The sequence below is a fragment of the Pseudomonas sp. FSL R10-1350 genome, from assembly GCF_009600525.1.
In the GTDB taxonomy this organism is placed as follows: Bacteria; Pseudomonadota; Gammaproteobacteria; order Pseudomonadales; family Pseudomonadaceae; genus Aquipseudomonas; species Aquipseudomonas helleri.
Window position 1 is genome coordinate 32802 of sequence record NZ_WIVR01000019.1, and the last position, 25808, is coordinate 58609.

Annotated in this window: 24 protein-coding genes; 1 reads left to right on the top strand and 23 read right to left on the bottom strand. The window is 56.4% G+C overall.

All coding sequences use genetic code 11. The annotated features are described in order from the left end of the window. Positions 1 to 42: 42 nt before the first annotated feature. From GHO25_RS11200 to GHO25_RS11215, 4 genes are all read right to left on the bottom strand, one after another. A complete protein-coding gene (locus tag GHO25_RS11200) occupies positions 43 to 723 on the bottom strand; it encodes a class II aldolase/adducin family protein (RefSeq protein WP_153390799.1) in 681 nt (226 codons plus the stop codon). A gap of 292 nt (positions 724 to 1015) precedes the next feature. Further along, on the bottom strand, positions 1016 to 1996 hold the full coding sequence (locus tag GHO25_RS11205) for a FecR family protein (protein WP_178110061.1): 981 nt from the start codon (positions 1994 to 1996) through the stop codon (positions 1016 to 1018). Between the two features lie 68 nt (positions 1997 to 2064). Then, on the bottom strand, positions 2065 to 2508 hold the full coding sequence (locus GHO25_RS11210) for an RNA polymerase sigma factor (protein WP_178110062.1): 444 nt from the start codon (positions 2506 to 2508) through the stop codon (positions 2065 to 2067). Between the two features lie 225 nt (positions 2509 to 2733). Beyond that, entirely contained in the window at positions 2734 to 3099 is a 366-nt protein-coding gene (locus GHO25_RS11215; protein WP_153328716.1) for a hypothetical protein, read from the bottom strand. A 221-nt stretch (positions 3100 to 3320) separates the two neighbouring features. On the opposite strand from GHO25_RS11215, the gene GHO25_RS11220 reads away from it, so the two are divergent. Beyond that, a complete protein-coding gene (locus GHO25_RS11220) occupies positions 3321 to 4232 on the top strand; it encodes a bifunctional GNAT family N-acetyltransferase/nucleoside diphosphate kinase regulator (protein WP_153328714.1) in 912 nt (303 codons plus the stop codon). A gap of 143 nt (positions 4233 to 4375) precedes the next feature. On the opposite strand, the gene glmS is transcribed toward GHO25_RS11220, so the two are convergent. From glmS to yidC, 19 genes are all read right to left on the bottom strand, one after another. After that, positions 4376 to 6211, bottom strand: a complete 1836-nt coding sequence (glmS, locus tag GHO25_RS11225; protein ID WP_153328712.1) for a glutamine--fructose-6-phosphate transaminase (isomerizing) — start codon at positions 6209 to 6211, stop codon at positions 4376 to 4378. Between the two features lie 9 nt (positions 6212 to 6220). Continuing rightward, positions 6221 to 6988: a DeoR/GlpR family DNA-binding transcription regulator gene (locus GHO25_RS11230; protein WP_153328710.1), complete on the bottom strand. Its 768-nt coding sequence runs from the start codon at positions 6986 to 6988 to the stop codon at positions 6221 to 6223. A gap of 348 nt (positions 6989 to 7336) precedes the next feature. Then, a complete protein-coding gene (gene glmU, locus GHO25_RS11235; RefSeq protein WP_153390802.1) occupies positions 7337 to 8704 on the bottom strand; it encodes a bifunctional UDP-N-acetylglucosamine diphosphorylase/glucosamine-1-phosphate N-acetyltransferase GlmU in 1368 nt (455 codons plus the stop codon). Between the two features lie 112 nt (positions 8705 to 8816). Continuing rightward, on the bottom strand, positions 8817 to 9236 hold the full coding sequence (locus GHO25_RS11240; RefSeq protein ID WP_371924508.1) for a F0F1 ATP synthase subunit epsilon: 420 nt from the start codon (positions 9234 to 9236) through the stop codon (positions 8817 to 8819). 53 nt (positions 9237 to 9289) lie between these two features. After that, positions 9290 to 10666: a F0F1 ATP synthase subunit beta gene (gene atpD / locus GHO25_RS11245; protein ID WP_017135118.1), complete on the bottom strand. Its 1377-nt coding sequence runs from the start codon at positions 10664 to 10666 to the stop codon at positions 9290 to 9292. 27 nt (positions 10667 to 10693) lie between these two features. Continuing rightward, a complete protein-coding gene (gene atpG / locus GHO25_RS11250) occupies positions 10694 to 11554 on the bottom strand; it encodes a F0F1 ATP synthase subunit gamma (RefSeq protein ID WP_048373555.1) in 861 nt (286 codons plus the stop codon). A gap of 50 nt (positions 11555 to 11604) precedes the next feature. Continuing rightward, the gene (atpA, locus tag GHO25_RS11255) at positions 11605 to 13149 is read right to left on the bottom strand and encodes a F0F1 ATP synthase subunit alpha (RefSeq protein WP_048373556.1); all 1545 of its coding nucleotides are present in this window, start codon (positions 13147 to 13149) and stop codon (positions 11605 to 11607) included. A gap of 21 nt (positions 13150 to 13170) precedes the next feature. After that, positions 13171 to 13707, bottom strand: coding sequence for a F0F1 ATP synthase subunit delta (locus GHO25_RS11260; protein WP_048373558.1), 537 nt, complete (start codon positions 13705 to 13707; stop codon positions 13171 to 13173). 12 nt (positions 13708 to 13719) lie between these two features. After that, positions 13720 to 14190, bottom strand: a complete 471-nt coding sequence (locus GHO25_RS11265; protein WP_048373561.1) for a F0F1 ATP synthase subunit B — start codon at positions 14188 to 14190, stop codon at positions 13720 to 13722. 57 nt (positions 14191 to 14247) lie between these two features. Beyond that, on the bottom strand, positions 14248 to 14505 hold the full coding sequence (gene atpE / locus GHO25_RS11270; protein ID WP_002555987.1) for a F0F1 ATP synthase subunit C: 258 nt from the start codon (positions 14503 to 14505) through the stop codon (positions 14248 to 14250). 120 nt (positions 14506 to 14625) lie between these two features. After that, positions 14626 to 15495 carry a F0F1 ATP synthase subunit A gene (atpB, locus tag GHO25_RS11275; protein WP_048373563.1) on the bottom strand — a complete coding sequence of 290 codons (870 nt, stop codon included), beginning with the start codon at positions 15493 to 15495 and terminating at the stop codon, positions 14626 to 14628. A gap of 16 nt (positions 15496 to 15511) precedes the next feature. Continuing rightward, positions 15512 to 15919, bottom strand: coding sequence for a F0F1 ATP synthase subunit I (locus tag GHO25_RS11280; RefSeq protein WP_048373565.1), 408 nt, complete (start codon positions 15917 to 15919; stop codon positions 15512 to 15514). Between the two features lie 146 nt (positions 15920 to 16065). Further along, positions 16066 to 16938, bottom strand: coding sequence for a ParB/RepB/Spo0J family partition protein (locus GHO25_RS11285; protein WP_048373567.1), 873 nt, complete (start codon positions 16936 to 16938; stop codon positions 16066 to 16068). 9 nt (positions 16939 to 16947) lie between these two features. Beyond that, positions 16948 to 17739, bottom strand: a complete 792-nt coding sequence (locus GHO25_RS11290) for a ParA family protein (RefSeq protein ID WP_048373569.1) — start codon at positions 17737 to 17739, stop codon at positions 16948 to 16950. A gap of 18 nt (positions 17740 to 17757) precedes the next feature. Then, complete coding sequence (gene rsmG, locus GHO25_RS11295; protein ID WP_153390803.1) at positions 17758 to 18402, bottom strand: 16S rRNA (guanine(527)-N(7))-methyltransferase RsmG; 645 nt, start codon at positions 18400 to 18402, stop codon at positions 17758 to 17760. Beyond that, positions 18399 to 20291 (bottom strand): tRNA uridine-5-carboxymethylaminomethyl(34) synthesis enzyme MnmG, encoded by a 1893-nt coding sequence (gene mnmG / locus GHO25_RS11300; protein ID WP_178110063.1) that lies wholly within the window; start codon positions 20289 to 20291, stop codon positions 18399 to 18401. Before mnmG ends, rsmG begins: the two co-directional genes overlap by 4 nt. A 505-nt stretch (positions 20292 to 20796) precedes the next feature. Then, on the bottom strand, positions 20797 to 22413 hold the full coding sequence (locus GHO25_RS11305; protein WP_153390804.1) for an ABC-F family ATP-binding cassette domain-containing protein: 1617 nt from the start codon (positions 22411 to 22413) through the stop codon (positions 20797 to 20799). Between the two features lie 256 nt (positions 22414 to 22669). Further along, positions 22670 to 24037 (bottom strand): tRNA uridine-5-carboxymethylaminomethyl(34) synthesis GTPase MnmE, encoded by a 1368-nt coding sequence (mnmE, locus tag GHO25_RS11310; RefSeq protein ID WP_048388197.1) that lies wholly within the window; start codon positions 24035 to 24037, stop codon positions 22670 to 22672. Between the two features lie 82 nt (positions 24038 to 24119). Then, positions 24120 to 25805, bottom strand: coding sequence for a membrane protein insertase YidC (gene yidC, locus GHO25_RS11315; RefSeq protein ID WP_153390805.1), 1686 nt, complete (start codon positions 25803 to 25805; stop codon positions 24120 to 24122). Positions 25806 to 25808: the final 3 nt, after the last annotated feature.

A 25808-nucleotide genomic window follows, 5' to 3' on the forward strand; every position in this document is an offset into this window, starting at 1 on the left:
AACAATCAATAAGATCATTTTGATCTTAAGATATGCCCGTGCTCAGGGCGCTTGCCAACCGCGACGGGCCAACTCGGCAGCGCCTGCGGGCAATGCCTGGGCGCCACCCAGTTGTTCGGCGAGCAGTGCCAGGTGGGCGGCATCTTCCAGAGCGACCAGCAAACGCGCAGCTCCCAACACGCCCTTTTCACTCCAGGCGAACGGGCCGTGGTTGGCGAGCAATACCGCTGGCGCGGAGGTGTCGTCGCGCAGCAAATCGATCACCGGCTGAGAGGCATAACGCGGGCCCCACTCGCTCACCGGGATCTGCTGGTCTTCACGCAGCAGGCCCAACAGACCGGAGCTGTACGGGCGCAACGGGCGGCGGGCAATCGCATGGGCGGTGAGGTACAGCGAGTGGGTGTGGATAACTGACGTGGCCTGTGGACGCTCGCGCAAAATGGCCACGTGCAGCGCTGCGACTTCCTGCAGATTGGCGGACAACGTGCCTTGGTGCGTGCGCAAATCGAAATCCAGCAGGACCGCCGTACCCGCGTCTGGGCCAGCCAGAGAAGCAATCAACAGCTTCTCTTGATCCCCTACACGCAGGCTAATATTGCCCGCATGGGTCGGCGAGAGGGTTTGCGTATCGATCAGCAATTGGCGCGCTTGGGCGAAGGCTTGCTCAAATTGTTGCAACGCCAGCAAAGGGTCAGAGACAGGCCGGGATTCTTGAAGGGTCATAACGGTTCCTGAAGGTTCAGGGGGGTGAAATTACCCCCCTTGATTCAGGGACGTTTAATCAGCGGATTGCCTCAGGTCGGCTTCGCAAACTCTAATCAAACACAAAATAAGCGATTGATTCCTAAACACTGTAGGAGCGAGCTTGTCTCGCGATCTTTTGATCTGGCTTTTGACCCAAGAGCCCCTCACCACGCCTCTCCCGAAGGAGAGGGAACCGATTGGGGAATGCTGAAGATACTCGCTGGCCTGTTTGCTGCGCGACAGCGCGGCGGCTAAGACGGGCCGGCTGCTGTTAACGGGCGCGGATATCCACACTCTGGTCAGGATTGATAACCAGATTCAGCGCAAACAACTCCGGCAGCAAATGCAGCAGCTCATCGGGCTTGGCCAGTGAGAAAGACCCACTGATGCGCAACGCCCCCAGCTTGCTGTCATGAATACGAATACGCCCGTTGCGGTAGCGTTGCAGTTCGGCCACCGCTTCGGCCAGGGTCTCGCCAGAAAACACCAGACGCCCGTCACGCCAGCTCACCGCCTGGGTGGCATCCACATCGCGAATGCCATCAACAAACAGCCCATGTCGCGTGCGCAACTGCTCACCACGGGTGATTTGCAACGAATCGGCTTCGTGGTCCGGCGTCACCTGAACCCGGCCTTCAAGCACGGTGACCTGGTTGCCCTCCTGCCACTGACGCACGTTGAACACCGTGCCAAGCACCCGCACCCGCGTGTCCAAAGACGTAACTTCGAAGGGGATATTGGCCTGGTGAGTGACTTCGAACAGCGCCTCACCCTGGACCAGTTGCACCTCTCGCGAGCGCAGCCTGCGCACGAAATCCAGATGCGTATTGGTATTGAGCTGCACCCGGCTGCCGTCGCTGAGAGATACCTCACGGTGCTCGCCCAAACCGGTCACGTATTCGCCCTGGGACAACACCGGGTTGACCCACCACAAGGTCAGGCCAACCCCGAGCAGCAGCACCAGCGCACTGCTCCATGTGGGCCAGGCCCAGCCACGGCGGGGGTTGCGAACGGCCGGTGCCTGCGCAACAGACGCCGGAGCCAGGTGGCGCGGGTAGCGCTGGCGCAAACTGTCGAGTGAGGCATCCAGCGCGATGACGGTTTGTCGCTGGGCTTCATAGCAGCGCCGATTGTCGTCACTCACGGCCACCCACTGCTCTAATTCCAGGCGAGCATCCGCCTCGCGTTGTGGGTCGCCGCAACGGCTGCGCGCCAGTAAGCGATTAACGTAATCCGAGTCATTTAAAGGCAAGTTCATCGCCTGATTAGAGTGCTAGCAAAGCAGCAATGAAAGACAAGTAACCCACCTCGGCACGCGCATTAATCCATAAACTCCCGGCAAATTTTTAAACCCAGTGCCACATGCTTCTCCACCATGCTGGGCGAAATGCCCATGCTGGCGCCAACCTCGTTATGCGCCAGACCGTGGATGCGCGAGAGGATAAACGCCTCGCGGCAGCGCGCCGGCATACTATCGATGGCTTTGGACAATAGCTCCACCCGCTCCTGCCCCAAGGCAATGCGCTCCGGGTCGATGTCGTGGGACAGCGCCGGCAACGACTCGGCATCCACCCGCGACTCCAAAGATTCCATAGGCAAGCGCCGACGATGCCGCGCAAGGTCGATTTTCAAATTACGGGCGATTTGCCGAAGCAACCCCGCAGGTGATCGAACCTCTTGCTCAGCGGGCAGCTTAAGCAACCGCTCAACACTGGCCTGCGCAATATCCCCGGCATCCTGGCGAGAGCTGCTGTCACGTTCCATGGATTTATAAAAGTCGGTGTAAATTGGATTTATATTTTTTAAGAGTTTATTGCTCATTAATCACGGCATCGTCAGTGCGATGCGGCTCCTGCTGGAGCAGGCAGAACCGGCCATCGGAAAATGAAATGTGCATATCCGGCGGCCCGGTTTTTATAGCCTAACGAGCATTTTTTTAGATATGAAATAACTGTTTGGCCTAGGCGTGTTGATTTAGCTCATAACGCCTCACGCATCCAGCTCAACGTAGCTCGACTCCCCACCCCCGGTCGCACCCGATAACCAGCCCCAGACAAACTCCAGTGTGGTGCGCCCGGCGTGATCGACACCGACCGTGCCCCGCGACCAACCGGCCAGCAACTCGCCCTCTGCGGTGAGGCATTGGTACAGCAACTCGATAGTGTCGGGGCCGGTGGCGCGACCGACCAAATGCCCCGTGCGAATATGCCCGCCCTGGTAAGTCCCGGTGATCGCATTGCCATCGACGTGGTAGTGGAACACCGTGCTGGCGTCGGACAACCCGCTGGCGTTACTCGCCACGGCAAACCGGCGATTGTTCATGCGTTGGCAGATGTTTTTAAAGGTACTGTCCATCAATTTTCGAGCTCCTGATTGCCTGCAATGTGCATAAAGTGGGTCGAAGGGTTTGAACGTAGAGAGTTGGGTAAAACAACCAAAAAAACGTAGCCATCCCTCCAAAAGCGGCTTTGGATTCGGCTTTACAGGCGTCATGCCATAAAATGGCCGGTTGCCGAAGAACCGTCATGACTCTGGCCATGAAGGGCTTCCATCCTTAACAAATAAGTGTGGTCAAGATGAACAAGCCTTTCATTTCGCTGTGCCCTGAAATTACTCGGGCGCACGCGCTGACGTTGATGGATTGGTTGGAGGATGAACGTGTCACCTGCTACCTGAGCGATTCTCGTCATGTTTCGCGCTCCATTGGGCACGCCATTGATCGGACACAACTGCCGATCCTGACTCATCTATTCAACCAGGGCGGCCGGTTCTTCATGGCCTTTGACAGGCATGACGCCCCGGTCGGCTTTGTCCGTCTGATCAAAACCGGCCCGGATTGCGAGATAGTCCTGGTCATCGGAGACAGCGACAAATGGGGCCGCAACCTTGGCGCCCGCACGATCCAGGAAGGCATGAAACTGGCCTTCCTCGACATGCGGGCCAAGAAGCTCATCGCCAAGATCCATCCGGACAACACGCGCTCGCTCAAAGCCTTTGTGCGCAGCGGTTTTGTGCTTGAGAGCGAAACGCCGACATTGAAGTCATTTTCCATGGCGGCGGGACGCTATCTCCAGCTCTTGCGCGAAGGTGCCGTGAGTAACGCCACCAAAATCTTCATTACTGAAATCGACAAGGCAAGGCTCGAACAATTGATCGCGCTCGAAACAGGCCCCGCCGTCGTTGAGCTCGAACATGAGCTTGAGCGTGCCATTGTCGTCAAGCCGCAGCAGGTGGCATCCAATGTCGTCACGATGAACTCCAGAGCCTTGCTGCAGTTGGACGACGAAGAGATCGAAGTGGCCTTGGTCTACCCCGAAGACGCCGACAGCAACAGCGGAAAACATTCCGTTTATTCCGACATCGGTGCCGCCATCCTGGGTTATCAGGAAGGGGACGCCATTGACTGGCGAATATCTGACAGGACCCGCCGAATAGAGATCAGGAAAGTGCTTTACCAGCCGGAGGCTGCGGGCCACTTCCACCTTTAAGTGGGGCTTTTACTGCGTGTTGATCCATCAGGCGCAAAGGTTTACACACGTTTCGGGCCTGGCTGGCTCGTGGAAGTTTCAATGCTCAACATTCAACCCGCTGGGTGCGGGTTGAATGTGTTCACCCAATGCCGTGGAAAAACTTATTCCACCGTCACCGATTTAGCCAAGTTGCGCGGCTGGTCTACGTCGGTGCCTTTAAGCACGGCCACGTAGTAAGACAGCAGTTGCAGCGGGATGGTGTAGAGGATCGGCGCCAGCACGTCGTGGATGTGCGGCATGTTGATCACATGGGTGCCTTCGCCGTTGCTCATGCCGGCTTGTTCGTCAGCAAACACCACCAACTCACCACCACGGGCGCGAACTTCTTGCAGGTTGGATTTCAATTTTTCCAACAGTTCGTTGTTCGGCGCAACGGTGACCACCGGCATGTCGTTGTCCACCAGTGCCAACGGGCCATGTTTCAGTTCGCCCGCCGGGTACGCTTCAGCGTGGATGTACGAAATTTCTTTGAGCTTGAGCGCGCCTTCCATCGCCACCGGGTACTGCGCCCCACGGCCCAGGAACAGGGTGTGGTGTTTGTCGGCGAACAGTTCAGCGACTTTCTCAACGGTAGCGTCCATCGCCAGGGCTTCACCCAGACGGGTCGGCAGGCGGCGCAGTTCTTCAACCAGTTGCGCTTCAACACCGGCTTCGAGGGTGCCGCGCACTTGGCCCAGGGACAAGGTGAGCAGCAGCAGGCCGACCAATTGAGTGGTAAAGGCTTTGGTCGAGGCCACGCCAATTTCACGACCGGCTTGGGTCAGCAGGGTCAGGTCAGACTCACGAACCAGCGAGCTGATGCCGACGTTGCAAATCGCCAGGCTGCCGAGGAAGCCCAGTTCTTTGGCGTTGCGCAGCGCTGCCAGGGTGTCAGCGGTTTCGCCCGATTGTGAGATCGACACGAACAGGGTGTCTGGCTGTACCACCACTTTGCGGTAGCGGAACTCGCTGGCCACTTCGACCTGGCACGGGATGCCCGCCAGGCTTTCCAGCCAGTAACGGGCAACCATACCGGCGTGGTAGCTGGTACCGCAGGCCACGATCTGGACGTTGCGCACTTTGGCGAACAGTTCTTTGGCGTTTTGGCCAAAGGCCTGAACCAGAACGTGGTCCTGACCCAGACGGTTTTCCAGGGTGCGCTGGACAACGCTTGGCTGCTCGTGAATTTCTTTGAGCATGTAGTGACGGAACTCGCCCTTATCGGCCGCTTCGGCACCGTCGCGGTATTGCACGGTTTCGCGCTGAACGGTCTGGCCGTCCACATCCCAGATTTGCACGCTGTCACGACGGATTTCAGCGATGTCGCCTTCTTCCAGGTACATAAAACGGTCAGTCACTTGGCGCAGGGCCAATTGGTCGGACGCGAGGAAGTTTTCGCCCAGGCCCAGACCAATCACCAGCGGGCTACCACTGCGGGCAGCCACCAGGCGATCGGGTTGTTTGGCGCTGATAACGGCCAGGCCGTATGCACCGTGCAGCTCTTTAACGGTGGACTTCAGGGCTTCGGTCAGGTCGGTTTGTTCTTTGAGTTTGTGTTGCAACAGGTGGGCAATGACTTCGGTGTCGGTGTCCGAGGTGAACACGTAGCCCAGGCCTTTAAGCTGTTCGCGCAGGGCTTCGTGGTTTTCGATAATGCCGTTGTGCACAACGGCCAGATCCGAGCCCGAAAAATGCGGGTGCGCGTTGCGCTCGCACGGCGCGCCGTGGGTGGCCCAACGGGTGTGGGCGATGCCCAGACGGCCCACCAGCGGTTCACCGGCCAGGGCTTGTTCCAGTTCAGACACCTTGCCGTTACGGCGCGTGCGCTCCAGCGTACCGTTGTTGGTAAACACGGCAACACCGGCGCTGTCATAGCCACGGTACTCAAGACGCTTCAGGCCTTCGAGCAGAATGGCCGTGATATTACGTTCGGCGACTGCGCCAACGATTCCACACATAAATTTCTCCTAATCGAGGGCGGCGCATAACAGTGTTATGCCCCGGGCCTGAATCTGTTCGCGCGCCTCTTTGGGCAGGCGATCATCTGTAATAAGGGTATGGACGCTGCCCCAAGGCAGTTCCAGGTTGGGTATTTTGCGGCCGATCTTGTCGGACTCGACCATCACAATCACTTCACGCGCGACATCGGCCATGACCCGGCTCAGACCCAACAACTCGTTAAAAGTTGTTGTGCCACGCTGCAGGTCGATCCCGTCAGCACCGATAAACAATTGGTCGAAGTCGTAAGAGCGCAACACTTGCTCCGCCACCTGTCCCTGAAAGGACTCGGAGTGCGGATCCCACGTGCCGCCGGTCATCAACAGCACAGGTTCGTGCTCAAGTTCACTGAGCGCGTTGGCCACGTGCAAGGAGTTGGTCATCACCACCAGGCCCGGTTGCAGGCCCAGCTGCGGAATCATCGACGCCGTGGTGCTGCCGCTGTCGATGATGATCCGCGCGTGTTCTTTAATCAGGCCGACGGCCACACGGGCGATGGCTTGCTTATAGAGGGAGACAGGCTGAGGGACGTCATTCACCAGTTCTTGCGGCATGGTGATGGCGCCGCCATAACGACGCAGTAACAAGCCATTACTTTCGAGCGCCGCCAGATCCTTGCGAATCGTGACCTCGGAGGTTTCGAAGCGCTTGGCCAATTCATCCACACTGACTTCGCCCTGCTCGGTGAGCAAGGCCATGATGTTGTGTCTGCGTTGGGGCGTGTTGCGCTTGGACATGTGGGCTCTAAGTTTCGATTCGAAAGATAACGAAAGCAATGAAACCCGATCTCGAAATTCACGTCAAGAATTTGTTGCAGATTATTTTGTGAATAACTCACTTTCGCCCCCACCAGGCGGGGGTTTGGCGGGCAATAAAGAGCAGATAAAACAAAGCCTTATCCACAGGTGATGGATAAGGCTTTGTGTAAGTTATTGATTTAAAACAGTTATACGATAACTTAAATGTGTAACAAAACAACCATTTCGAGCTGTGGATAACTGTTCTGTAGGAGGGGCCGAAGGCTGCGATCTTTCGATTGTTCAAAAGATCGCGAAGCAAGCTCGTTCCTTCAGTGGGAAGTTAACTTACGGCTTCGGTTGTTTCACCGGGCGTTTCCAGCCATCGATATTGCGCTGGCGGGCACGGCCCACAGCCAATTGCTCGGCTTCAACGTTTTGATTGATGGTCGAACCGGCCGCAGTGGTGGCTCCATCAGAGATATCCACAGGCGCTACCAATGAGTTATTGGAACCGATGAACACATCCGCACCCAACACGGTTTTCCACTTGTTGGCACCGTCGTAGTTGCAGGTGATGGTGCCCGCACCGATGTTGGTGCGCGGGCCCACTTCGGCATCGCCCAAATAGGTCAGGTGACCGCACTTGGCTTCTTCACCCAGGTGGGTGTTTTTCAATTCAACAAAGTTACCCACATGGGCGCGGGCATCGAGCACGCTGCCCGGACGCAAGCGTGCGAAAGGACCGGCATCGCTGCCCTCGCCCAGTACCGCGCCATCAAGGTGGCTGTTGGCTTTGACCACCGCACCTTTGCGCAAGGTGCTGTCTTTGATCACGCAGTTCGGACCAATCACCACGTCATCTTCGATCACCACGCGACCTTCAAGAATCACGTTAATGTCGATCAGCACGTCGCGACCGACGGTCACTTCACCGCGCACATCAAAACGGGCCGGGTCACGCAGGGTCACGCCCAATGCCATCAGTCGACGGCCTTCACGCAACTGGTAATGACGTTCCAGCTCGCTGAGCTGTTTACGGTCATTGGCGCCCTGCACTTCCATCGGGTCATGGGCGTGTTCAGTGGCCACGACCAAACCATCGTTAACCGCCATGGCGATCACGTCAGTCAGGTAATACTCGCCCTGGGCATTGTTGTTTGACAAACGGCTCATCCAGTCAGCCAGGCGTGCGGTCGGCAAAGCCAGAATACCGGTGTTGCCTTCGGTGATGGCACGTTGCTCATCGGTGGCATCTTTATGCTCAACGATGGCGCAGACCTTGCCGGTGGTATCACGCACGATACGGCCATAGCCAGTCGGGTCCGCCAGGTTCACGGTCAGCAGGCCCAATTGCTCCGGGTTCACTTGCTTGAGCAGGCGCTGCAAGGTGTCGACTTCGATCAACGGTACATCGCCGTACAGCACCAGCACATTTTCGGCGGTCAAAAATGGCAAGGCTTGCGCCACGGCGTGGCCGGTACCCAGTTGCTTGTCTTGCAGCACAAAGTTCAGGTCATCAGCAGCCAGACGCTCGCGGACCAATTCGGCACCATGGCCGATAACCACGTGAATACCGGTCGGCTTAAGTTGGCGGGCGCTGTGGATAACATGCCCAAGCATGGAGTTGCCGGCCACCGGGTGAAGGACCTTGGGCAGGGACGAACGCATGCGGGTGCCCTGGCCTGCGGCGAGAATAACGATATCGAGAGACATGACTGGCTACCAATCCTGGGTGGTCAGCGAATGCGACCAAAAGTAGTTCGCGGAAATGAAAAAAGGGTAGCCGAGGCTACCCTTTTTAATCAATCACACAATCAGCAACGGCTTAACCGCCGAACTTCTTGCGGATTTGCTGGACGGTGCGCAGCTGAGCTGCAGCCTCGGCCAGACGTGCGGCAGCAGATCCGTAATCGAAATCTGCGCCTTTTTCGTTCAGGGCCTTCTCGGCAGCCTTAACGGCTTCCTGAGCAGAGGCTTCATCCAGGTCGGCAGCACGTTGCACGGTGTCGGCAAGCACCTTGACCATGTTCGGCTGAACCTCGAGGAAACCACCAGAGATGTAAAACACCTCGGCTTCGCCACCCTGTTTGATCAGGCGGATCGGACCTGGGTTCAGACTGGTGATCAGCGGAGCGTGACCCAGAGCGATACCAAGATCACCCAGTGCACCGTGCGCAATCACCATCTCAACCAGACCGGAAAAGATTTCTCCTTCCGCGCTGACGATATCGCAATGGACTGTCATATTAGCCATCTGATTGCCTCAACCTGATTAGCGCCCGTTTCCGGGCGCCCGAATTACAGTTTCTTGGCTTTCTCGATCGCTTCTTCGATGCCGCCAACCATGTAGAACGCTTGTTCTGGCAGGTGGTCGTAGTCACCGTTGAGGATGCCTTTGAAGCCAGCAATGGTGTCTTTCAGGGAAACGTATTTACCCGAAGCACCGGTGAAGACTTCAGCCACGAAGAACGGCTGCGACAAGAAGCGCTGGATCTTACGAGCACGGTTTACCAACTGCTTGTCGGCTTCCGACAGCTCGTCCATACCCAGGATCGCAATGATGTCCTTCAGTTCTTTGTAACGCTGCAGCACGTACTGAACGCCGCGAGCGGTGTCGTAGTGCTCCTGGCCGATCACGTTCGGGTCCAGCTGGCGCGAAGTCGAGTCGAGTGGATCGACCGCTGGGTAGATACCCAGGGAAGCGATGTCACGGGACAGTACGACGGTGGCGTCCAAGTGGGCGAAGGTGGTCGCTGGCGACGGGTCGGTCAAGTCATCCGCAGGTACGTATACCGCTTGGATCGAAGTGATCGAACCTTCCTTGGTCGAAGTGATACGTTCTTGCAGAACGCCCATCTCTTCAGCCAGGGTCGGCTGGTAACCTACTGCCGAAGGCATACGGCCCAGCAGTGCGGATACTTCAGTACCGGCCAGTGTGTAACGGTAGATGTTGTCGACGAACAACAGAACGTCGTTACCTTCGTCACGGAACTTCTCAGCCATGGTCAGGCCAGTCAGTGCTACGCGCAGACGGTTACCCGGCGGCTCGTTCATCTGACCGTAAACCAGCGCTACTTTGTCCAGTACGTTGGAATCCTTCATCTCGTGGTAGAAGTCGTTACCCTCACGAGTACGCTCACCCACACCGGCGAACACGGAATAACCGCTGTGCTCGATGGCGATGTTACGGATCAGTTCCATCATGTTTACGGTTTTGCCTACACCGGCACCACCGAACAGACCTACTTTACCGCCTTTGGCGAACGGGCAAACCAGGTCGATAACCTTGATGCCTGTTTCCAGCAGATCGTTGCCGCCAGCTTGTTCGGCGAACGAAGGTGCTGGACGGTGAATGCCCCAACGCTCTTCGGTGTCGATCGGGCCAGCTTCGTCAATCGGGTTACCCAGTACGTCCATGATCCGGCCCAGGGTCGCTTTACCGACCGGTACGGAGATGGCTGCGCCAGTGTCGACTACGTCCAGACCGCGCTTCAAGCCTTCGGTGGAACCCATCGCAATGGTACGAACTACGCCGTCGCCCAGCTGCTGCTGAACTTCCAGAGTAGTTTCCGCGCCTTGTACTTTCAGCGCGTTGTAGATGCTCGGTACGCTGTCGCGTGGAAATTCCACGTCGATAACGGCGCCGATGATTTGAACGATACGTCCGCTACTCATAGCTGGATCCTCTGAATATTTGAACCGTTAAACCGCGGCAGCGCCGCCGACGATTTCCGAGATCTCTTGGGTGATCGCAGCCTGACGCGCCTTGTTGTAGACCAGCTGCAAATCGCTGATCAGATCACCGGCGTTATCGGTAGCGTTTTTCATCGCGATCATCCGCGCCGCTTGTTCAGCTGCGTTGTTCTCGACCACCGCCTGGTACACCTGCGACTCCACGTAACGCACCATCAAGCCGTCAAGCAGCTCTTTGGCGTCTGGTTCGTAGAGGTAGTCCCAGTGGTGCTTGAGTTCCTGATCCGGGGTCGCCACCAGTGGAATCAATTGCTCCACGGTTGGCTGCTGGGTCATGGTGTTGATGAACTTGTTGGATACCACGGACAGGCGGTCAATCCGGCCTTCCAGGTACGCATCCAGCATCACCTTCACACTGCCGATCAGATCATTGATCGACGGCTCTTCACCCAGGTGGCTGATAGCTGCAACGACGTTACCGCCGAAGTTACGGAAAAAGGCCGCACCCTTGCTACCAACAACACACAGATCAATCTCGACGCCGTTATCGCGGTTTACCGCCATGTCCTTGACCAGGGCCTTGAACAGGTTGGTATTCAAACCACCGCACAAACCACGGTCACTGCTCACAACCACATAACCCACACGCTTAACTGCGCGGTCGATCATGAATGGGTGGCGGTATTCCGGGTTGGCGTTGGCCAAATGCCCAATAACCTGGCGGATGCGCTCCGCATAAGGACGGCTAGCAGCCATGCGCATTTGTGCCTTGCGCATTTTGCTGACCGCCACTTTTTCCATGGCGCTGGTAATTTTTTGCGTGCTTTTGATGCTCGCAATCTTACTGCGAATCTCTTTTGCGCCTGCCATGTAACACCTATCAGGTTAGCAAGCGGGAGCCTTGCGGCTCCCGCTGCGGCTTACCAGGTTTGGGTGGCCTTGAACTTCTCGATACCGGCTTTCAGGCCAGCGTCGATTTCGTCATTGAAGTCACCCTTCACGTTGATCTTGGCCAACAAGTCGGCATGATCGCGGTTGAAGTAAGCAATCAGCGCTTGTTCAAAGCTGCCGACCTTGGCGATTTCGACGTCAGTCAGGAACCCACGCTCAGCGGCATACAGCGACAACGCCATGTCAGCGATCGACATTGGGGCGTATTGCTTCTGCTTCATCAGCTCGGTAACGCGCTGACCATGCTCAAGTTGCTTACGGGTCGCTTCGTCCAGGTCAGAAGCGAACTGGGCGAATGCTGCCAGTTCACGGTACTGAGCCAGAGCGGTACGGATACCACCGGAGAGCTTCTTGATGATCTTGGTCTGAGCGGCACCACCCACACGGGATACCGAAACACCGGCGTTCACTGCAGGGCGGATGCCCGAGTTGAACATGGCCGATTCCAGGAAGATCTGACCGTCGGTGATGGAAATCACGTTGGTCGGAACGAACGCGGAAACGTCGCCAGCTTGAGTTTCGATGATCGGCAATGCGGTCAGGGAACCGGTTTTGCCGGTCACTGCGCCATTGGTGAACTTCTCTACGTAATCTTCCGAAACGCGGGATGCGCGCTCCAGCAGACGGGAGTGGAGATAGAACACGTCGCCTGGGTAAGCTTCACGGCCTGGTGGACGGCGCAGCAGCAGGGAAATCTGGCGGTAAGCCACTGCTTGCTTGGACAGATCGTCATAAACGATCAGCGCGTCTTCACCGCGGTCGCGGAAGAACTCACCCATGGTGCAACCGGCGTAAGGAGCCAGGTATTGCAGCGCAGGCGATTCAGAAGCACTGGCAGCCACGATGATCGTGTTTTTCAGTGCGCCGTTTTCTTCCAGCTTGCGAACCACGTTAGCGATGGTCGATTGCTTCTGACCGATGGCTACGTAGACACAGAAAATGCCGCTGTCTTTCTGGTTGATGATCGCGTCGATCGCCAGAGCGGTTTTACCGATCTGACGGTCACCGATGATCAGCTCACGCTGGCCACGGCCGACAGGGATCATGGCATCGACAGCCTTGTAGCCAGTCTGTACAGGCTGGTCTACCGACTTACGCCAGATCACGCCTGGAGCAACTTTCTCGACCGCGTCGGTCTCGGTGTTGCCCAGAGGACCTTTGCCGTCAACTGGGTTACCCAGTGCGTCGACTACGCGACCCAGCAGTTCCTTACCAACAGGAACTTCCAGGATGCGGCCGGTGCACTTGGCGCTCATGCCTTCAGCCAGAGACTGGTAAGCGCCCAAAATTACGGCACCTACGGAGTCTTGCTCCAGGTTGAGGGCCATACCGAAGACGCCGCCCGGAAACTCGATCATCTCGCCGGACATTACGTCGGCCAGACCGTGAATCCGCACGATACCGTCAGATACGCTGACGACAGTGCCTTCGTTACGGGCTTGGGAGGTCACATCGAGCTTGTCGATGCGGCCCTTGATAATTTCACTTATTTCGGAAGGATTGAGTTGCTGCATTGCTCTGCTGCCCCTTCAAACTCAAGATTTCAATGCTTCGGCAAGATTCGCGAGTTTGCCGCGAATCGAGCCATCGATAACCAGGTCGCCGGCGCGAATGACAATGCCCCCAATGAGGGACTTGTCTTCCGCAACTTGCAGGCGCACTTCCCGGTCGAGTCGTGCACTGAGAACCTTGGCGAGTTTGTCTTGCTGTTCTTGGTTCAATGCGAAAGCACTGGTCACTTCAACATCTACCGACTTCTCTTGCTCGGCCTTGTACAGGTCAAACAGAGCGGCGATCTCCGGCAAAAGCAGGAGACGGTCGTTTTCTGCAACGACATGGATGAAGTTCTGCACTTTCACATCAAACTTGTCGCCGCACACGTCAATAAACGTGGCGGCCTTTTCTGCGCTCGTCAGTCGCGGGGCCTTGAGCACGCGCTGCATCGTGTCGTCTTGCGACACCGCTGCAGCCAGGCCGAGCATGGCTGACCAAGAGGCCAGTTGCTGGTGGGCCTGGGCGTGCTCGAAGGCTGCCTTAGCGTAAGGTCGGGCCAACGTGGTCAATTCTGCCATGATCGCCCTCGCTTAAATTTCAGCAGCCAGTTTATTAACCAGCTCCGCGTGCGCGTTTTGATCGATTGTGGCACCCAGGATCTTCTCTGCGCCTTCAACAGCCAAGCCACCCAATTGGGCGCGCAGGGCGTCTTTAACGCTGTTCAGTTCCTGTTCGATCTCGGCCTGAGCCTGAGCCTTCACACGGTCAGCTTCAACGCGAGCCTGTTCACGGGCTTCGTCTACGATCTGAGTACCGCGTTTCTTGGCTTGCTCAATGATTTCAGCTGCTTGAGCCTTAGCTTCGCGCAGTTGTTGACCCGCTTTATCTTGGGCCAACTCCAGGTCACGAGCTGCTCGGTTAGCAGCGTCCAGTCCAGCCGCAATCTTCTTCTGACGTTCTTGCAATGCCGCGATGACCGGAGGCCACACGAACTTCATGCAAAACAGTACAAAAATGAAGAACGCAACGGACTGGCCAATCAGGGTTGCATTAATGTTCACGCCAACACCTCGCTCGTTCGTTGTCCATCACTCTAATCAACTCGAAAATTCGAGTGATTAGCCAGCGAGTTGACCAACGAAAGGGTTCGCGAAAGTGAAGAACAGTGCGATACCAACACCGATCATGGTTACGGCGTCGAGCAGACCGGCAACGATGAACATTTTAACTTGCAGCATTGGAACCATTTCTGGTTGACGCGCAGCGCCTTCCAGGAACTTGCCGCCCAACAGGCCGAAACCAATTGCGGTACCCAGTGCACCCAGGCCGATCAACAGTGCAACAGCGATAGCGGTTAGACCAACTACAGTTTCCATCTTTCCTCCCGACTTTTACGTCGTATGGTTTAGGTTTTTAGATTAAAGCGGTAAAACAAAATCAATTTGCTACACCCTCCCGCCGGAACGGGAGGGGCACCAGACTCGCCGAAACGGGTCTTAGTGGTTCTCTTCGTGCGCCATCGACAAGTAAACGATGGTCAACATCATGAAGATGAACGCTTGCAAGGTGATGATCAGGATGTGGAATACAGCCCACGCCCATTGCAGCACCACGCCCAGACCGCTAAGCCAAAGCAGGCCGCTGCCGAACATTACGGCGATCAGGATAAATACCAGTTCGCCAGCGTACATGTTGCCGAACAGACGCAGTGCCAGCGAGATTGGCTTGGCAACCAGCGTCACGAATTCGAGCAGGAAGTTCACCGGAATCAGCAGCGCTTGAACCAGGATGTTCTTGCTGCCGAACGGGTGCAGGGTCAGTTCGCCGATAAAACCGCCGATGCCCTTGATTTTGATGCTGTAGAAGATGATCAACGCGAATACCGACAGGGCCATGCCCAGGGTAGCGTTAGGATCGGTCGTCGGTACGGCACGGAACGGGAAGTGCTCATCGCCAGTGATCAGGATGGCCAACTGTGGAATCCAGTCAACCGGGATCAGGTCGATGACGTTCATCAGGAATACCCAGACGAAAATTGTCAGCGCCAGCGGAGCAATCACGGCGCTACGGCCATGGAAGCTGTCTTTTACGCTGCCATCAACGAATTCCACCAGCACTTCAACGAAGTTCTGCAGTGCGCCTGGTTGACCGGAAGTTGCCTTCTTGGCCGCCATGCGGAAAATGAAGATAAACAGCAAGCCTACGAATACAGACCAGCCGAGGGTATCGACGTGGAATGACCAAAAGCCCATTGCTTTAGCTTCTGCAACGGTGTGAGCAAAGCCCCAGCCGCCATCAGGTAGCTGCCCGAAGGTCAGGTTCTGTAAGTGGTGCTGGATATAGCCCGAAGCGGTTGTTTCTGCCATGGTTGCCTCAAACGCCCTAAGGTCTCGAAAGTGTTGTTCTCATTAGCAGGGGAGCGAACCAGCTGACCAATTGGGTCAACACGAAGACGCCGAATACAGCTAGCGGCGCCAATGGCTTCACACCTGCAAACGTCAGCGCGAACAGCACTGCCGTCAAAATTAATTTGCCCGCCTCGCCAGCGTAAAACGACCGGACGATGGCTTGCGCTGCTCGAGCGCCGGTAAACCGGAAAGCTCTGTGAGCAAAGTACACATTGGGTAGCAAAGCGATCAGGCCTCCGCAGAGTCCTGAGTATCCGGCTACAACTCCATGCCATTGCCAGAGCCCCAGAGCAGCCAGCAATAAAACGACAAATTGAGCCAGCAAAACCGGAAAAACCGCCAAGCGATGGAATGGCAAGCGGTTTGGCGTGCGTGTCTCCATCACAACTGCTCCTCAATGGTCGGCTGCCAAAAGCTAAAACTTGGCATAATTTGTGCCGACAAAATGCGCGCAGAGTATAGGGGCGCTGAAGCCCCTATTCAACTGTCAGGTAGTGATTTCCGACTGCGCGCTACAAAGGAAATGTTTCAGCGGATGTGAGCAAGCACTCCTTGAAGCTCATCAAGGGAGTTGTAACCAATCACTAATTGGCCTTTTCCCTTCTTTCCGTGGCGGATCTGCACCGCAGAGCCTAGGCGCTCGGCCAGACGCTGCTCGAGACGAGTGATATCGGGATCGGCTTTAACCGGTTCAGCAGGCTCTTGTTTACCGCTCAACCACTGACGAACCAAGGCTTCGGTCTGGCGTACGGTCAGACCACGTGCGACAACGTGTCGCGCCCCCTCAACCTGCTTGTTGTCCGGCAAACCGAGCAATGCCCGCGCATGACCCATTTCGAGGTCACCGTGGGACAGCATGGTTTTGATCACTTCGGGCAATGAAATCAACCGCAACAAGTTAGCCACAGACACGCGGGACTTACCCACAGCGTCGGCCACTTGTTGTTGAGTCAGCTGAAACTCTTGCTGCAAGCGTTGCAAGGCAATCGCTTCTTCGATCGGATTCAGGTCTTCACGCTGAATGTTTTCAATCAGCGCCATCGCGATAGCGGTTTCATCCGGCACATCACGCACCATCGCCGGAATGGTGTCTTTACCGGCCTGTTGGCTGGCGCGCCAGCGACGTTCACCGGCAATGATCTCAAAACGGTCGCCGGCGATCGGACGCACCACGATCGGCTGCATCACGCCCTGGGTCTTGATCGAGTTCGCCAGTTCTTCGAGCGCTTGCGGGTCCATGTCGCGACGAGGCTGATATTTGCCGCGCTGGATCAGGTCCAGGGGCAAATGCTGCAGTTCGCTTTGATCGACCTTGACGGCCTGCTCTTCCAGCGAGCTGACCGTAGGACCACTCAGGAGTGCATCCAGTCCACGTCCTAGACCTCGTTTCTTGACGGCCATGGAATATCCTTAAGTTGGCTGAGCAGTGCGGGAGGTGCGACGTTGACGACGAACCAGCTCGCCGGCCAAGGCAAGGTAAGCAATCGCGCCACGGGAGTTTTTATCATAGGCCAATGCAGGCATGCCGTAACTCGGCGCCTCGGCCAGACGAATGTTTCGCGGAATCACCGTGTCGTACAACTGCTCGCCGAAGTGTTCCTTGAGCTGGGCCGACACATCGTTCATCAGGCTCAGGCGCGGGTCGTACATGGTCCGCAGCAGGCCTTCGATTTTCAGGTTCGGGTTGAGCAACTCGGCGATGCGCTTGATGTTATCCACAAGGTCGCTCAAGCCTTCGAGGGCGAAGTACTCGCACTGCATGGGGATAATTACCCCGTCGGCAGCCACCAGGGCGTTCAAGGTCAGCATCGACAACGACGGCGGGCAGTCGATCAGGATGTAATCGTAGCTTTCACGCACCGGCGCCAGCGCTGTACGCAGACGGCTTTCTTTCATCTGCATTTCGAGCAGCACGACTTCGGCAGCCGTCAGGTCACGGTTGGCCGGCAACAGCTGGTAACCACCGTGTTCGGAGATGTGCATGGCCTGGGCCAGGTCGCATTCACCGATCAACAGGTCGTAGACCGAATTCTCAAGACCATGTTTATCCACACCGCTGCCCATGGTGGCGTTGCCTTGTGGATCTAGATCGATCAACAGGACGCGCCGCTTGGTCGCGACCAGCGATGCTGCGAGGTTGATACAGGTGGTGGTTTTACCCACACCACCTTTTTGGTTCGCTATTGCGAATACCTTAGCCATTCTTGCTTGCGTTCCCAATCATGCCGTTCGGCGCAGTATCAGCAGATGGCGTTGGCCTTGGCAACCCGGTACGGTCAAGGCGTGTTCGCTATCTAGACGAAAATCAGACGGCAATGCTACCAGCTCATCGGCCGGATGAACGCCCTTCATTGCCAACCAGCGTGTTTCGCTGTTGCCCAGGTGCCGCGTCCAGTTGGTGAAGTTCTCCATGCTGCTGAAAGCCCTGGAAACAATTCCATTGAACGCCTGCTCAGGCTTGAACTCTTCAACACGGCTGTGGATAACTTGCAGGTTGTCCAGCTTGAGCTCCAGTTTGACCTGGGTCAGAAAGCGGGTTTTCTTGCCGTTGCTGTCCAGGCAGGTTACTTGCGACTCAGGAAACAGGATCGCCAATGGGATACCCGGCATGCCGCCGCCGCTGCCCACGTCCAGCCAACGGCCGTTTTCGATAAACGGCATCACGCTCAGGCTGTCGAGCAAATGACGCGAAACCATCTCGTCGGGGTTACGCACAGCCGTGAGGTTGTAGGCCTTGTTCCATTTTATCAACAGGGCCAAATAGCCCAGCAGCAGCTCGTGCTGGGTTTGGGTCAAAGCGACGCCCAGTTGGCGTGCACCTGTTGATAACTCTTCAGCGTGTTGTGCGTTAACCAGCGAACTCAAGCGTTTTGCTCCAACTTGCGGCCAGCGCCGCGTTTTTTCAGGTGAATCATCAACAGGGAAATCGCCGCCGGCGTCACACCGGGTATCCGCGATGCCTGGCCCAGCGTCTCGGGGCGTGTTGCACCGAGCTTGCTCTGGATCTCTTTGGACAACCCGGAAATGGTCGTGTAATCGATATCCACAGGCAGTTTGATATTTTCACTGGCGCGAAGACGCGCAATCTCGTCCTGTTGACGGTCGATGTAGCCCGCGTATTTGGTTTTGATCTCAACCTGTTCAGCGACCAGCGGGTCGCTAGCCCCTTCACCGGTCACTTCGACCAGACCGGCGTAATCGATTTCCGGACGTGTCAGCAAACTGAGCAAATTGTATTCATGGGTCAACGGTGTGCCAAATTTGGCCGCAATCGCTTCACCTTGCTCAGTCCCCGGGCGTACCCAGGTGCTTTTCAGGCGTTGTTCTTCCAGGGCAATGCTTTCGCGCTTGGTGCAGAACGCCGCCCAACGGGCGTCATCGACCAAACCGAGCTCGCGACCTTTTTCGGTCAGGCGCATATCGGCGTTGTCTTCACGCAGGATGAGGCGGTATTCGGCGCGGGAAGTAAACATTCGGTACGGTTCTTGAGTCCCCAGGGTAATCAGGTCATCAACCAATACACCGATGTAGGCTTCATCGCGACGCGGGCACCAGGTCTCTTTGCCCTGTGCGAGCAAGGCTGCGTTGGTTCCGGCGAGCAAACCTTGTGCCCCCGCTTCTTCGTAACCGGTGGTGCCGTTGATTTGCCCGGCAAAGAACAAACCGCCGATCACCTTGGTTTCGAGGCTGTATTTCAGGTCGCGCGGGTCGAAATAATCGTATTCGATGGCATAGCCAGGTCGCACGATGTGGGCATTTTCCATACCGCGGATCGACTGCACGAGTTGCAACTGAACATCAAAAGGCAACGAGGTCGAAATGCCGTTCGGATACAGCTCATGGGTGTTCAAACCTTCCGGTTCGATAAACACCTGATGGCTTTCCTTGTCAGCAAAACGATGAATCTTGTCTTCAATCGACGGGCAGTAACGCGGGCCAATCCCTTCAATCACACCTGAGTACATCGGCGAACGATCAAGGTTGGACGCAATGATTTCGTGGGTGCGCGCATTGGTATGGGTGATCCAGCAGCTGACTTGAGTCGGGTGCTGTTCTTTGTTGCCCATGAACGACATGACCGGGATCGGCGTATCACCCGGTTGTTCCGTCATCACCGAGAAATCAACCGAACGGCCATCAATGCGTGGCGGGGTGCCGGTTTTCAGGCGACCGACACGCAAAGGCAGTTCACGCAGACGGTGTGCCAGGGCAATCGAAGGTGGATCACCGGCGCGTCCGCCCGAGTAATTCTGCAAACCGATGTGGATAAGTCCACCCAGGAACGTACCGGTGGTCAAAACCACCGAGTCGGCCAGAAAACGCAGGCCCATCTGGGTCACAACACCGCGTACTTGATCGTTTTCAACAATCAGGTCATCCGCCGCTTGTTGAAATATCCACAGGTTCGGTTGGTTTTCCAGAATTTCGCGTACCACCGACTTGTAAATAGCGCGGTCGGCCTGTGCGCGGGTTGCCCGCACGGCCGGGCCTTTACGGCCATTGAGTACGCGGAACTGGATACCGCTTTTATCCGTTGCGGTCGCCATCGCGCCGCCGAGGGCATCGATTTCTTTAACCAGATGGCTTTTACCAATCCCGCCGATCGCAGGGTTGCAGCTCATATGCCCGAGGGTTTCCACGTTGTGGGTCAACAGCAGGGTTTTTACACCCATGCGTGCTGAAGCAAGTGCAGCCTCGGTTCCGGCGTGACCGCCACCGATGACGATCACTGCAAAACGGGAAGGGAAATTCACCACGCACCTCGTGCCTGTTACTAGGGGTTTTTTGGATAGACCGCGAAGTATAGGGACTTCGCCTTCCTTAAAGAACCCTTTGCACAAAATTTAACCAGCTTGTGGATAAGGCAAGATAGAAAAATAAATAAAGAAGAAATTTATTAAAGCTTTGTTTTTATGTTTATTTCTATAGCGGCACCTTTCTGTGGATAGATAGCTAATAGCCTTATTTTACGTACTGTACAGAGATTCAAAAGTCTGTGGTCATGTGGCCATGAGGGGCGTGAATAAGTGCGTTAAGCCTGTGGGTAAATGATAACGTTATCCACAGGGGGGTTTATCTTCAGTTTTCGAGCCCACTTACCCACTGAGCTAAGGGCCAGTTATACACAGAGCTTATCCGACGAAATTCCCCCTTCAAGGCCAACAAAAAGGCGGCCGAAAGCCGTCTGGATGAACACGTCATCCAGCGGCCAGCAGATTCAACAGGGATAAAGGTGATGAACGGCGGCTTATCGGCTATTCAAACAGGGGTGCTCAACCAGCCGTTGGCACTCGCGATGAGCCTGTGGGTTATTCCAATAGCGTCGAGAAACCTTTGGTCGTGTGAGGTCACAACCAACGTGCCGGTGTACTGATTGAGCATGCTTTCCAGCGCCAGCAAGGACACCAGATCGAGGTGATTGGCGGGCTCATCGAGCAACAACAGCTGCGCAGGTTGCTCGGCATAGAACACACAGGCCATTGCCGCCTTCAGCCGTTCACCCCCACTGAGTTGTCCACAAGGGCGATTCACCTGCTCGGCGCCGAGCCCTAATTGCGCCAGCCGGGTACGCAATTCACTCTCTGTGAGTTGCCGATTGAGTGCCTGCAATTGCTCCAGCACCGAACATTCAAGGTTAAGCAACGCCAGGTGTTGATCAAGATAAGCTGTTTTCACATGGACATCCGCCTGCCCAGCCAGAGTCTGCACTTGGCCAGCCAACACCTTAAGTACCGTTGATTTACCGCAGCCATTGGGGCCAAGCAAGGCCACCCGCTGGCCCCGACTGAGCGTAAGGCTGAGTGTGCGCAACGGTTCGAAGCCATACGGCAAGCGTGCATCGACCAGCTCGGCGATGTGGGCAGCGCTGTGCTGGCTTGTTTTGGGGGCATAGACAAACACGGCCTGCTGCTTTTCAACCTGGCTGGCAGTTTGACTGACGCGCACCGACAACGCCTCGCGCGCGGTTTGCTGATGTTGCTGGAATTTGCCGCTGCTGTTTTGGCTGCGCTCCTTTTGGCGGCCCAGCAAAATCTTCGCCTGATTACGGGTGCTGGCAGACTTGTTACCCCGCGCCTGCCTGCGTTCAAGCTGTTCAGCCTGCTCGCGCAACCGTTGTTCTTGTCTGTTTCGTTCCAGTTTGGCGTGGGCCAGTTGCTGTTCGGCGGCCGATTGCTGCTGGGCTTTGGCCTGTGCATAAAACGAATAACCCCCGCCGTAGCTGGCCAGCCCCAGGGCTGAGAGTTCGAGGATGCGCGTCATCGTCTCCAGCAACTCGCGGTCATGGCTGATCACCAGCAACGCCTTGGGCCAATGGCTGAGTTGCGCCTGCAGTGCCCAACGTTGCTCACGGTCCAGATGATTGGTCGGCTCATCCAGAATCAGCAGCTCGGCTTCTGACATAAACGCCCCCATCAGCGCGGCACGCATGGCTTCGCCGCCACTGAGCTGCGAGGTCGGGGTTAAAGGCGTGAGGTGCCCGAGGTTGTTGTGGGCCAGTTGGTCGAGTAACTGCTGGCGAATGTTCCACTGCTCGCCCACCGCGTCAAAGTCGGCTGGTGCGGTACTGCCCTGCTCGATGCGTTCCAGCGCGTTGATGATGAGTTGCACACCGGCCAGATCAGCGACCGTCTGCCCGGGGGCATGGGTGATGTGCTGCGCCAGGTAATACACCTTTGCGGTGCGCAGGCAGCGCCCAGTGGTAGGAGCAATATCCCCGGCAATCAGACGGGCCAATACACTTTTACCCACACCATTACGCCCCACCAGGCCGGTGTGGCGTTGATCGAGATGCAGGTTGAGATCAGAAAACAGCGGGCTGCCATCGGGCAGCTGATAAGAAACGCCTTCCAGCGTTACACAGGTCGCGTGGGTCATACGCACTCCAGAGATGCACAGATCTACCCCCTGTTGCAGGGGAATCAAGAACTGGCCGCACTATTCGCGGCGGCATCAATGGCGCATTGGACTAATACCTCGGAGGGAATGCGACTAACTGTAGCAAAATGATTGATCTGTGTAGCCGCTGACGAGGTACGAGGCTGCGATGGGTTGCGAAGCAGCCCCGGCAATCTAAAGGCCCTTCGGTCCTTTTCGCAGCCTCGCTACGCTCCTCAGCGGCTACAGAGCTAAATTATTTCCCAATACAGAAGCTGGAGAAGATCCGCCCCAGCAGATCATCCGAGCTGAATGCCCCGGTAATCTCGCCCAGCGATTGCTGCGCCATGCGCAAATCTTCGGCCAGCAACTCACCGGCGCCCGCCAGCGTCAGCTGTGCCCGGCCATGCTCAAGGGCATCGCTGGCGTGCTGCAACGCCTCCAGGTGACGACGACGTGCGCTGAAGCTGCTTTCAGAGGTTTGCTCGTAGCCCATGCAGGCCTTGAGGTGCTCACGCAGCAAATCCAGACCGTCCGTCGATCGGGCGCTGAGGCTGATCGTGACATGGCCATCGGCGCTCACTTCAAGGCTCACCGCTTCACCGCTTAGGTCCGCCTTGTTACGAATCAAGGTGACTTTGGCCGGGTCCGGGCGCTGCTCCAAAAACTCGGGCCATAACGCGAAGGGGTCATCCGCTTCCGGTGCCGTCGCATCCACCACCAGCAACACGCGATCCGCCTCACCAATGGCTTTGAGGGCTCGCTGCACGCCGATTTTCTCGACCTGATCTTCGGTATCCCGTAGTCCTGCTGTATCCACCACATGCAGGGGCATGCCGTCGATGTGGATATGTTCACGCAGCACGTCGCGGGTCGTACCGGCGATCTCCGTCACAATGGCCGCTTCACGGCCGGCCAGCGCGTTGAGCAAACTGGACTTGCCCGCATTGGGTCGACCGGCAATCACCACCGTCATGCCATCGCGCAGCAAGGCGCCCTGGCCGGCTTCGCGCTTAACGGTGGATAACTCTTCGCGGACTTTATCGAGCATGCGCAATACGTGGCCATCGGCCAGAAAGTCGATTTCTTCCTCCGGGAAGTCAATCGCTGCCTCGACGTAGATGCGCAAACTGATGAGCTGCTCAGTCAAGTTATGCACACGGTGTGAGAAAGCCCCCTGCAAAGACCGTAATGCGTTGCGCGCAGCCTGTGCAGAACTTGCTTCAATGAGGTCGGCAATGGCCTCGGCCTGTGCCAGATCGAGCTTGTCGTTTAAAAACGCGCGCTCACTGAATTCGCCTGGTCGTGCCAGACGGCAACCCAGCTCGATGCAGCGTTGCAGCAGCATGTCGAGCACGATCGGCCCGCCGTGACCTTGCAACTCCAGCACATCTTCGCCGGTGAACGAGTTCGGGCCCGGGAAATACAGCGCAATGCCTTCATCCAGGACTTCACCGTTTTCACCATAAAACGGTCCGTAATGGGCGTAGCGCGGTTTCAGTTCGCGCTCAGTGAACGCTTGCGCCGCCGCACGGGCGAGTGGCCCGGAAACACGCACGATCCCCACACCACCTCGGCCTTGGGCGGTTGCCACAGCAGCAATGGTTTGTGCCGGAACACTCATAAAAACAGGCCTCAAAAACAAAAGTGACAGATAGCAAAACGCCCCACTAGGGGGCGTTTTGAGTGGTGATCAACAGAGTAAGTTAAGCAGCTGCTTTTTTGGTAGCGGCTTCGATCTTACGTGTGATGTACCACTGTTGAGCGATGGACAGGCAGTTGTTCACAACCCAGTACAGCACCAGACCAGCCGGGAACCACAGGAAGAAGAAGGTGAAGATGATTGGCATCAGCTTCATCACCTTGGCCTGCATCGGATCCGGAGGTGTCGGGTTCAGACGCTGCTGGATGAACATGGTTGCGCCCATGATGATCGGCAGAATGAAGAACGGGTCTTTAATCGACAAGTCGGTAATCCAGAGCATGAAAGGCGCTTGACGCATTTCAACACTTTCCAGAAGTACCCAGTACAAGGACAGGAACACCGGCATCTGCACCAGGATCGGCAAGCAGCCGCCCAGTGGATTGATCTTCTCTTTCTTGTACAGCTCCATCATCGCTTGCGACATTTTCTGGCGATCATCACCGAACTGCTCTTTCAGAGCGGCCAGTTTTGGTGCCACAGCGCGCATGCGAGCCATCGATTTGTAGCTGGCGGCCGACAGCGGGAAGAAGATCCCTTTGATCAGCATGGTCAGGAAGATAATCGACCAGCCCCAGTTACCCACCAGGCTGTGGATATGTTGCAGCAACCAGAAGATTGGCTGGGCAATGAACCACAGAATGCCGTAGTCGACAGTCAGCTCCAGGCCTGGGGACAACTCTTTGAGTACACCCTGGCTCTTTGGACCTGCGTACAAGGTAGCGCTGGTTTCACCTGTTTTGCCCGGCTCAACCGTCAAGGTAGGGCCAGTGAAACCGATGATGTAGTTGCCTTGATTGTCTTTGCGGGTCTGAACGACGTTGTTATCGCCTTTCTGCGGGATCCACGCGGTTACAAAGTAGTGCTGCAGCCATGCAACCCAGCCACCTTGAACGGTTTCTTTCAGCGAACCCTTGTCGATATCTTTCATCGACACTTTTTTGTACGGCTCTGCACTTGTCCACAGGGCAGCGCCCAGGTAAGTGGCAGTACCGGTGGCGGTGCTGGAAGAAGGATCAGAGCTGGCGTCGCGTTTCAATTGTGCGAAAAGGTTGCCGGTCCACGGCTTGCCGCTCTCGTTATCAATCAAATAGCTGACTTGAACATCGTACAGGCCACGTTTGAACGTGAAACGCTTGATGTAGTTAACGCCGTCTTCGCTGAATTTCAGGTCAACAACCAATTGATCCTGGCCAGGAGCCAGTTCATAGGTCTTTTTATCCACACTGAAAACCGGACGACCGGCGGCACGTGCATCCGGACCGTCAACACCAGTCAGGCCACTTTGTGCCAGATAAGTACGCTCGCCGCCGTTATCGAACAGCTGGAAAGGCACATCCGGGTGGTCCTGGCGACGTGGATAAAGCGGCAGACGCAGTTGGGCAACGTCACCACCCTGTGGATCAATTGCAATATCCAGTACGTCGGTTTTGACGTGAATCAGGTCTTTGCTTGCAGCCACCGGAGTTTCTGTCGGTGTGCTGGTATCGGCATTGGCACTGGGTACATCGGCACTGTTCGAAGCGCTGTTACCTGGCACCGAGTCAGGCAAACCCTGCGCGGTATTACTGCTGGCGGCAACATTCTGAGTCGGCAGGGCAGCTTGGCCGTAATCCTGGTTCCATTTCAGAACCATAACGTAGGACACGACTGCGAGAGCGACGATCAGGATCGTGCGTTTAATATCCATGAT

Coding starts and splice junctions, on each gene's coding strand:
- yidC (WP_153390805.1), bottom strand. CDS start 25,805: ATGGATATTAAACGCACGATCCTGATCGTCGCTCTCGCAGTCGTGTCC.
- GHO25_RS11240 (WP_371924508.1), bottom strand. CDS start 9,236: ATGACAGTCCATTGCGATATCGTCAGCGCGGAAGGAGAAATCTTTTCC.
- GHO25_RS11230 (WP_153328710.1), bottom strand. CDS start 6,988: ATGTCCAAGCGCAACACGCCCCAACGCAGACACAACATCATGGCCTTG.
- glmS (WP_153328712.1), bottom strand. CDS start 6,211: ATGTGTGGAATCGTTGGCGCAGTCGCCGAACGTAATATCACGGCCATT.
- atpG (WP_048373555.1), bottom strand. CDS start 11,554: ATGGCAGGCGCAAAAGAGATTCGCAGTAAGATTGCGAGCATCAAAAGC.
- GHO25_RS11215 (WP_153328716.1), bottom strand. CDS start 3,099: ATGGACAGTACCTTTAAAAACATCTGCCAACGCATGAACAATCGCCGG.
- GHO25_RS11285 (WP_048373567.1), bottom strand. CDS start 16,938: ATGGCCGTCAAGAAACGAGGTCTAGGACGTGGACTGGATGCACTCCTG.
- atpD (WP_017135118.1), bottom strand. CDS start 10,666: ATGAGTAGCGGACGTATCGTTCAAATCATCGGCGCCGTTATCGACGTG.
- atpB (WP_048373563.1), bottom strand. CDS start 15,495: ATGGCAGAAACAACCGCTTCGGGCTATATCCAGCACCACTTACAGAAC.
- GHO25_RS11280 (WP_048373565.1), bottom strand. CDS start 15,919: ATGGAGACACGCACGCCAAACCGCTTGCCATTCCATCGCTTGGCGGTT.
- GHO25_RS11305 (WP_153390804.1), bottom strand. CDS start 22,413: ATGACCCACGCGACCTGTGTAACGCTGGAAGGCGTTTCTTATCAGCTG.
- atpA (WP_048373556.1), bottom strand. CDS start 13,149: ATGCAGCAACTCAATCCTTCCGAAATAAGTGAAATTATCAAGGGCCGC.
- GHO25_RS11200 (WP_153390799.1), bottom strand. CDS start 723: ATGACCCTTCAAGAATCCCGGCCTGTCTCTGACCCTTTGCTGGCGTTG.
- GHO25_RS11210 (WP_178110062.1), bottom strand. CDS start 2,508: ATGGAACGTGACAGCAGCTCTCGCCAGGATGCCGGGGATATTGCGCAG.
- GHO25_RS11220 (WP_153328714.1), top strand. CDS start 3,321: ATGAACAAGCCTTTCATTTCGCTGTGCCCTGAAATTACTCGGGCGCAC.
- mnmE (WP_048388197.1), bottom strand. CDS start 24,037: ATGAGTGTTCCGGCACAAACCATTGCTGCTGTGGCAACCGCCCAAGGC.
- GHO25_RS11290 (WP_048373569.1), bottom strand. CDS start 17,739: ATGGCTAAGGTATTCGCAATAGCGAACCAAAAAGGTGGTGTGGGTAAA.
- atpE (WP_002555987.1), bottom strand. CDS start 14,505: ATGGAAACTGTAGTTGGTCTAACCGCTATCGCTGTTGCACTGTTGATC.
- glmU (WP_153390802.1), bottom strand. CDS start 8,704: ATGTCTCTCGATATCGTTATTCTCGCCGCAGGCCAGGGCACCCGCATG.
- GHO25_RS11260 (WP_048373558.1), bottom strand. CDS start 13,707: ATGGCAGAATTGACCACGTTGGCCCGACCTTACGCTAAGGCAGCCTTC.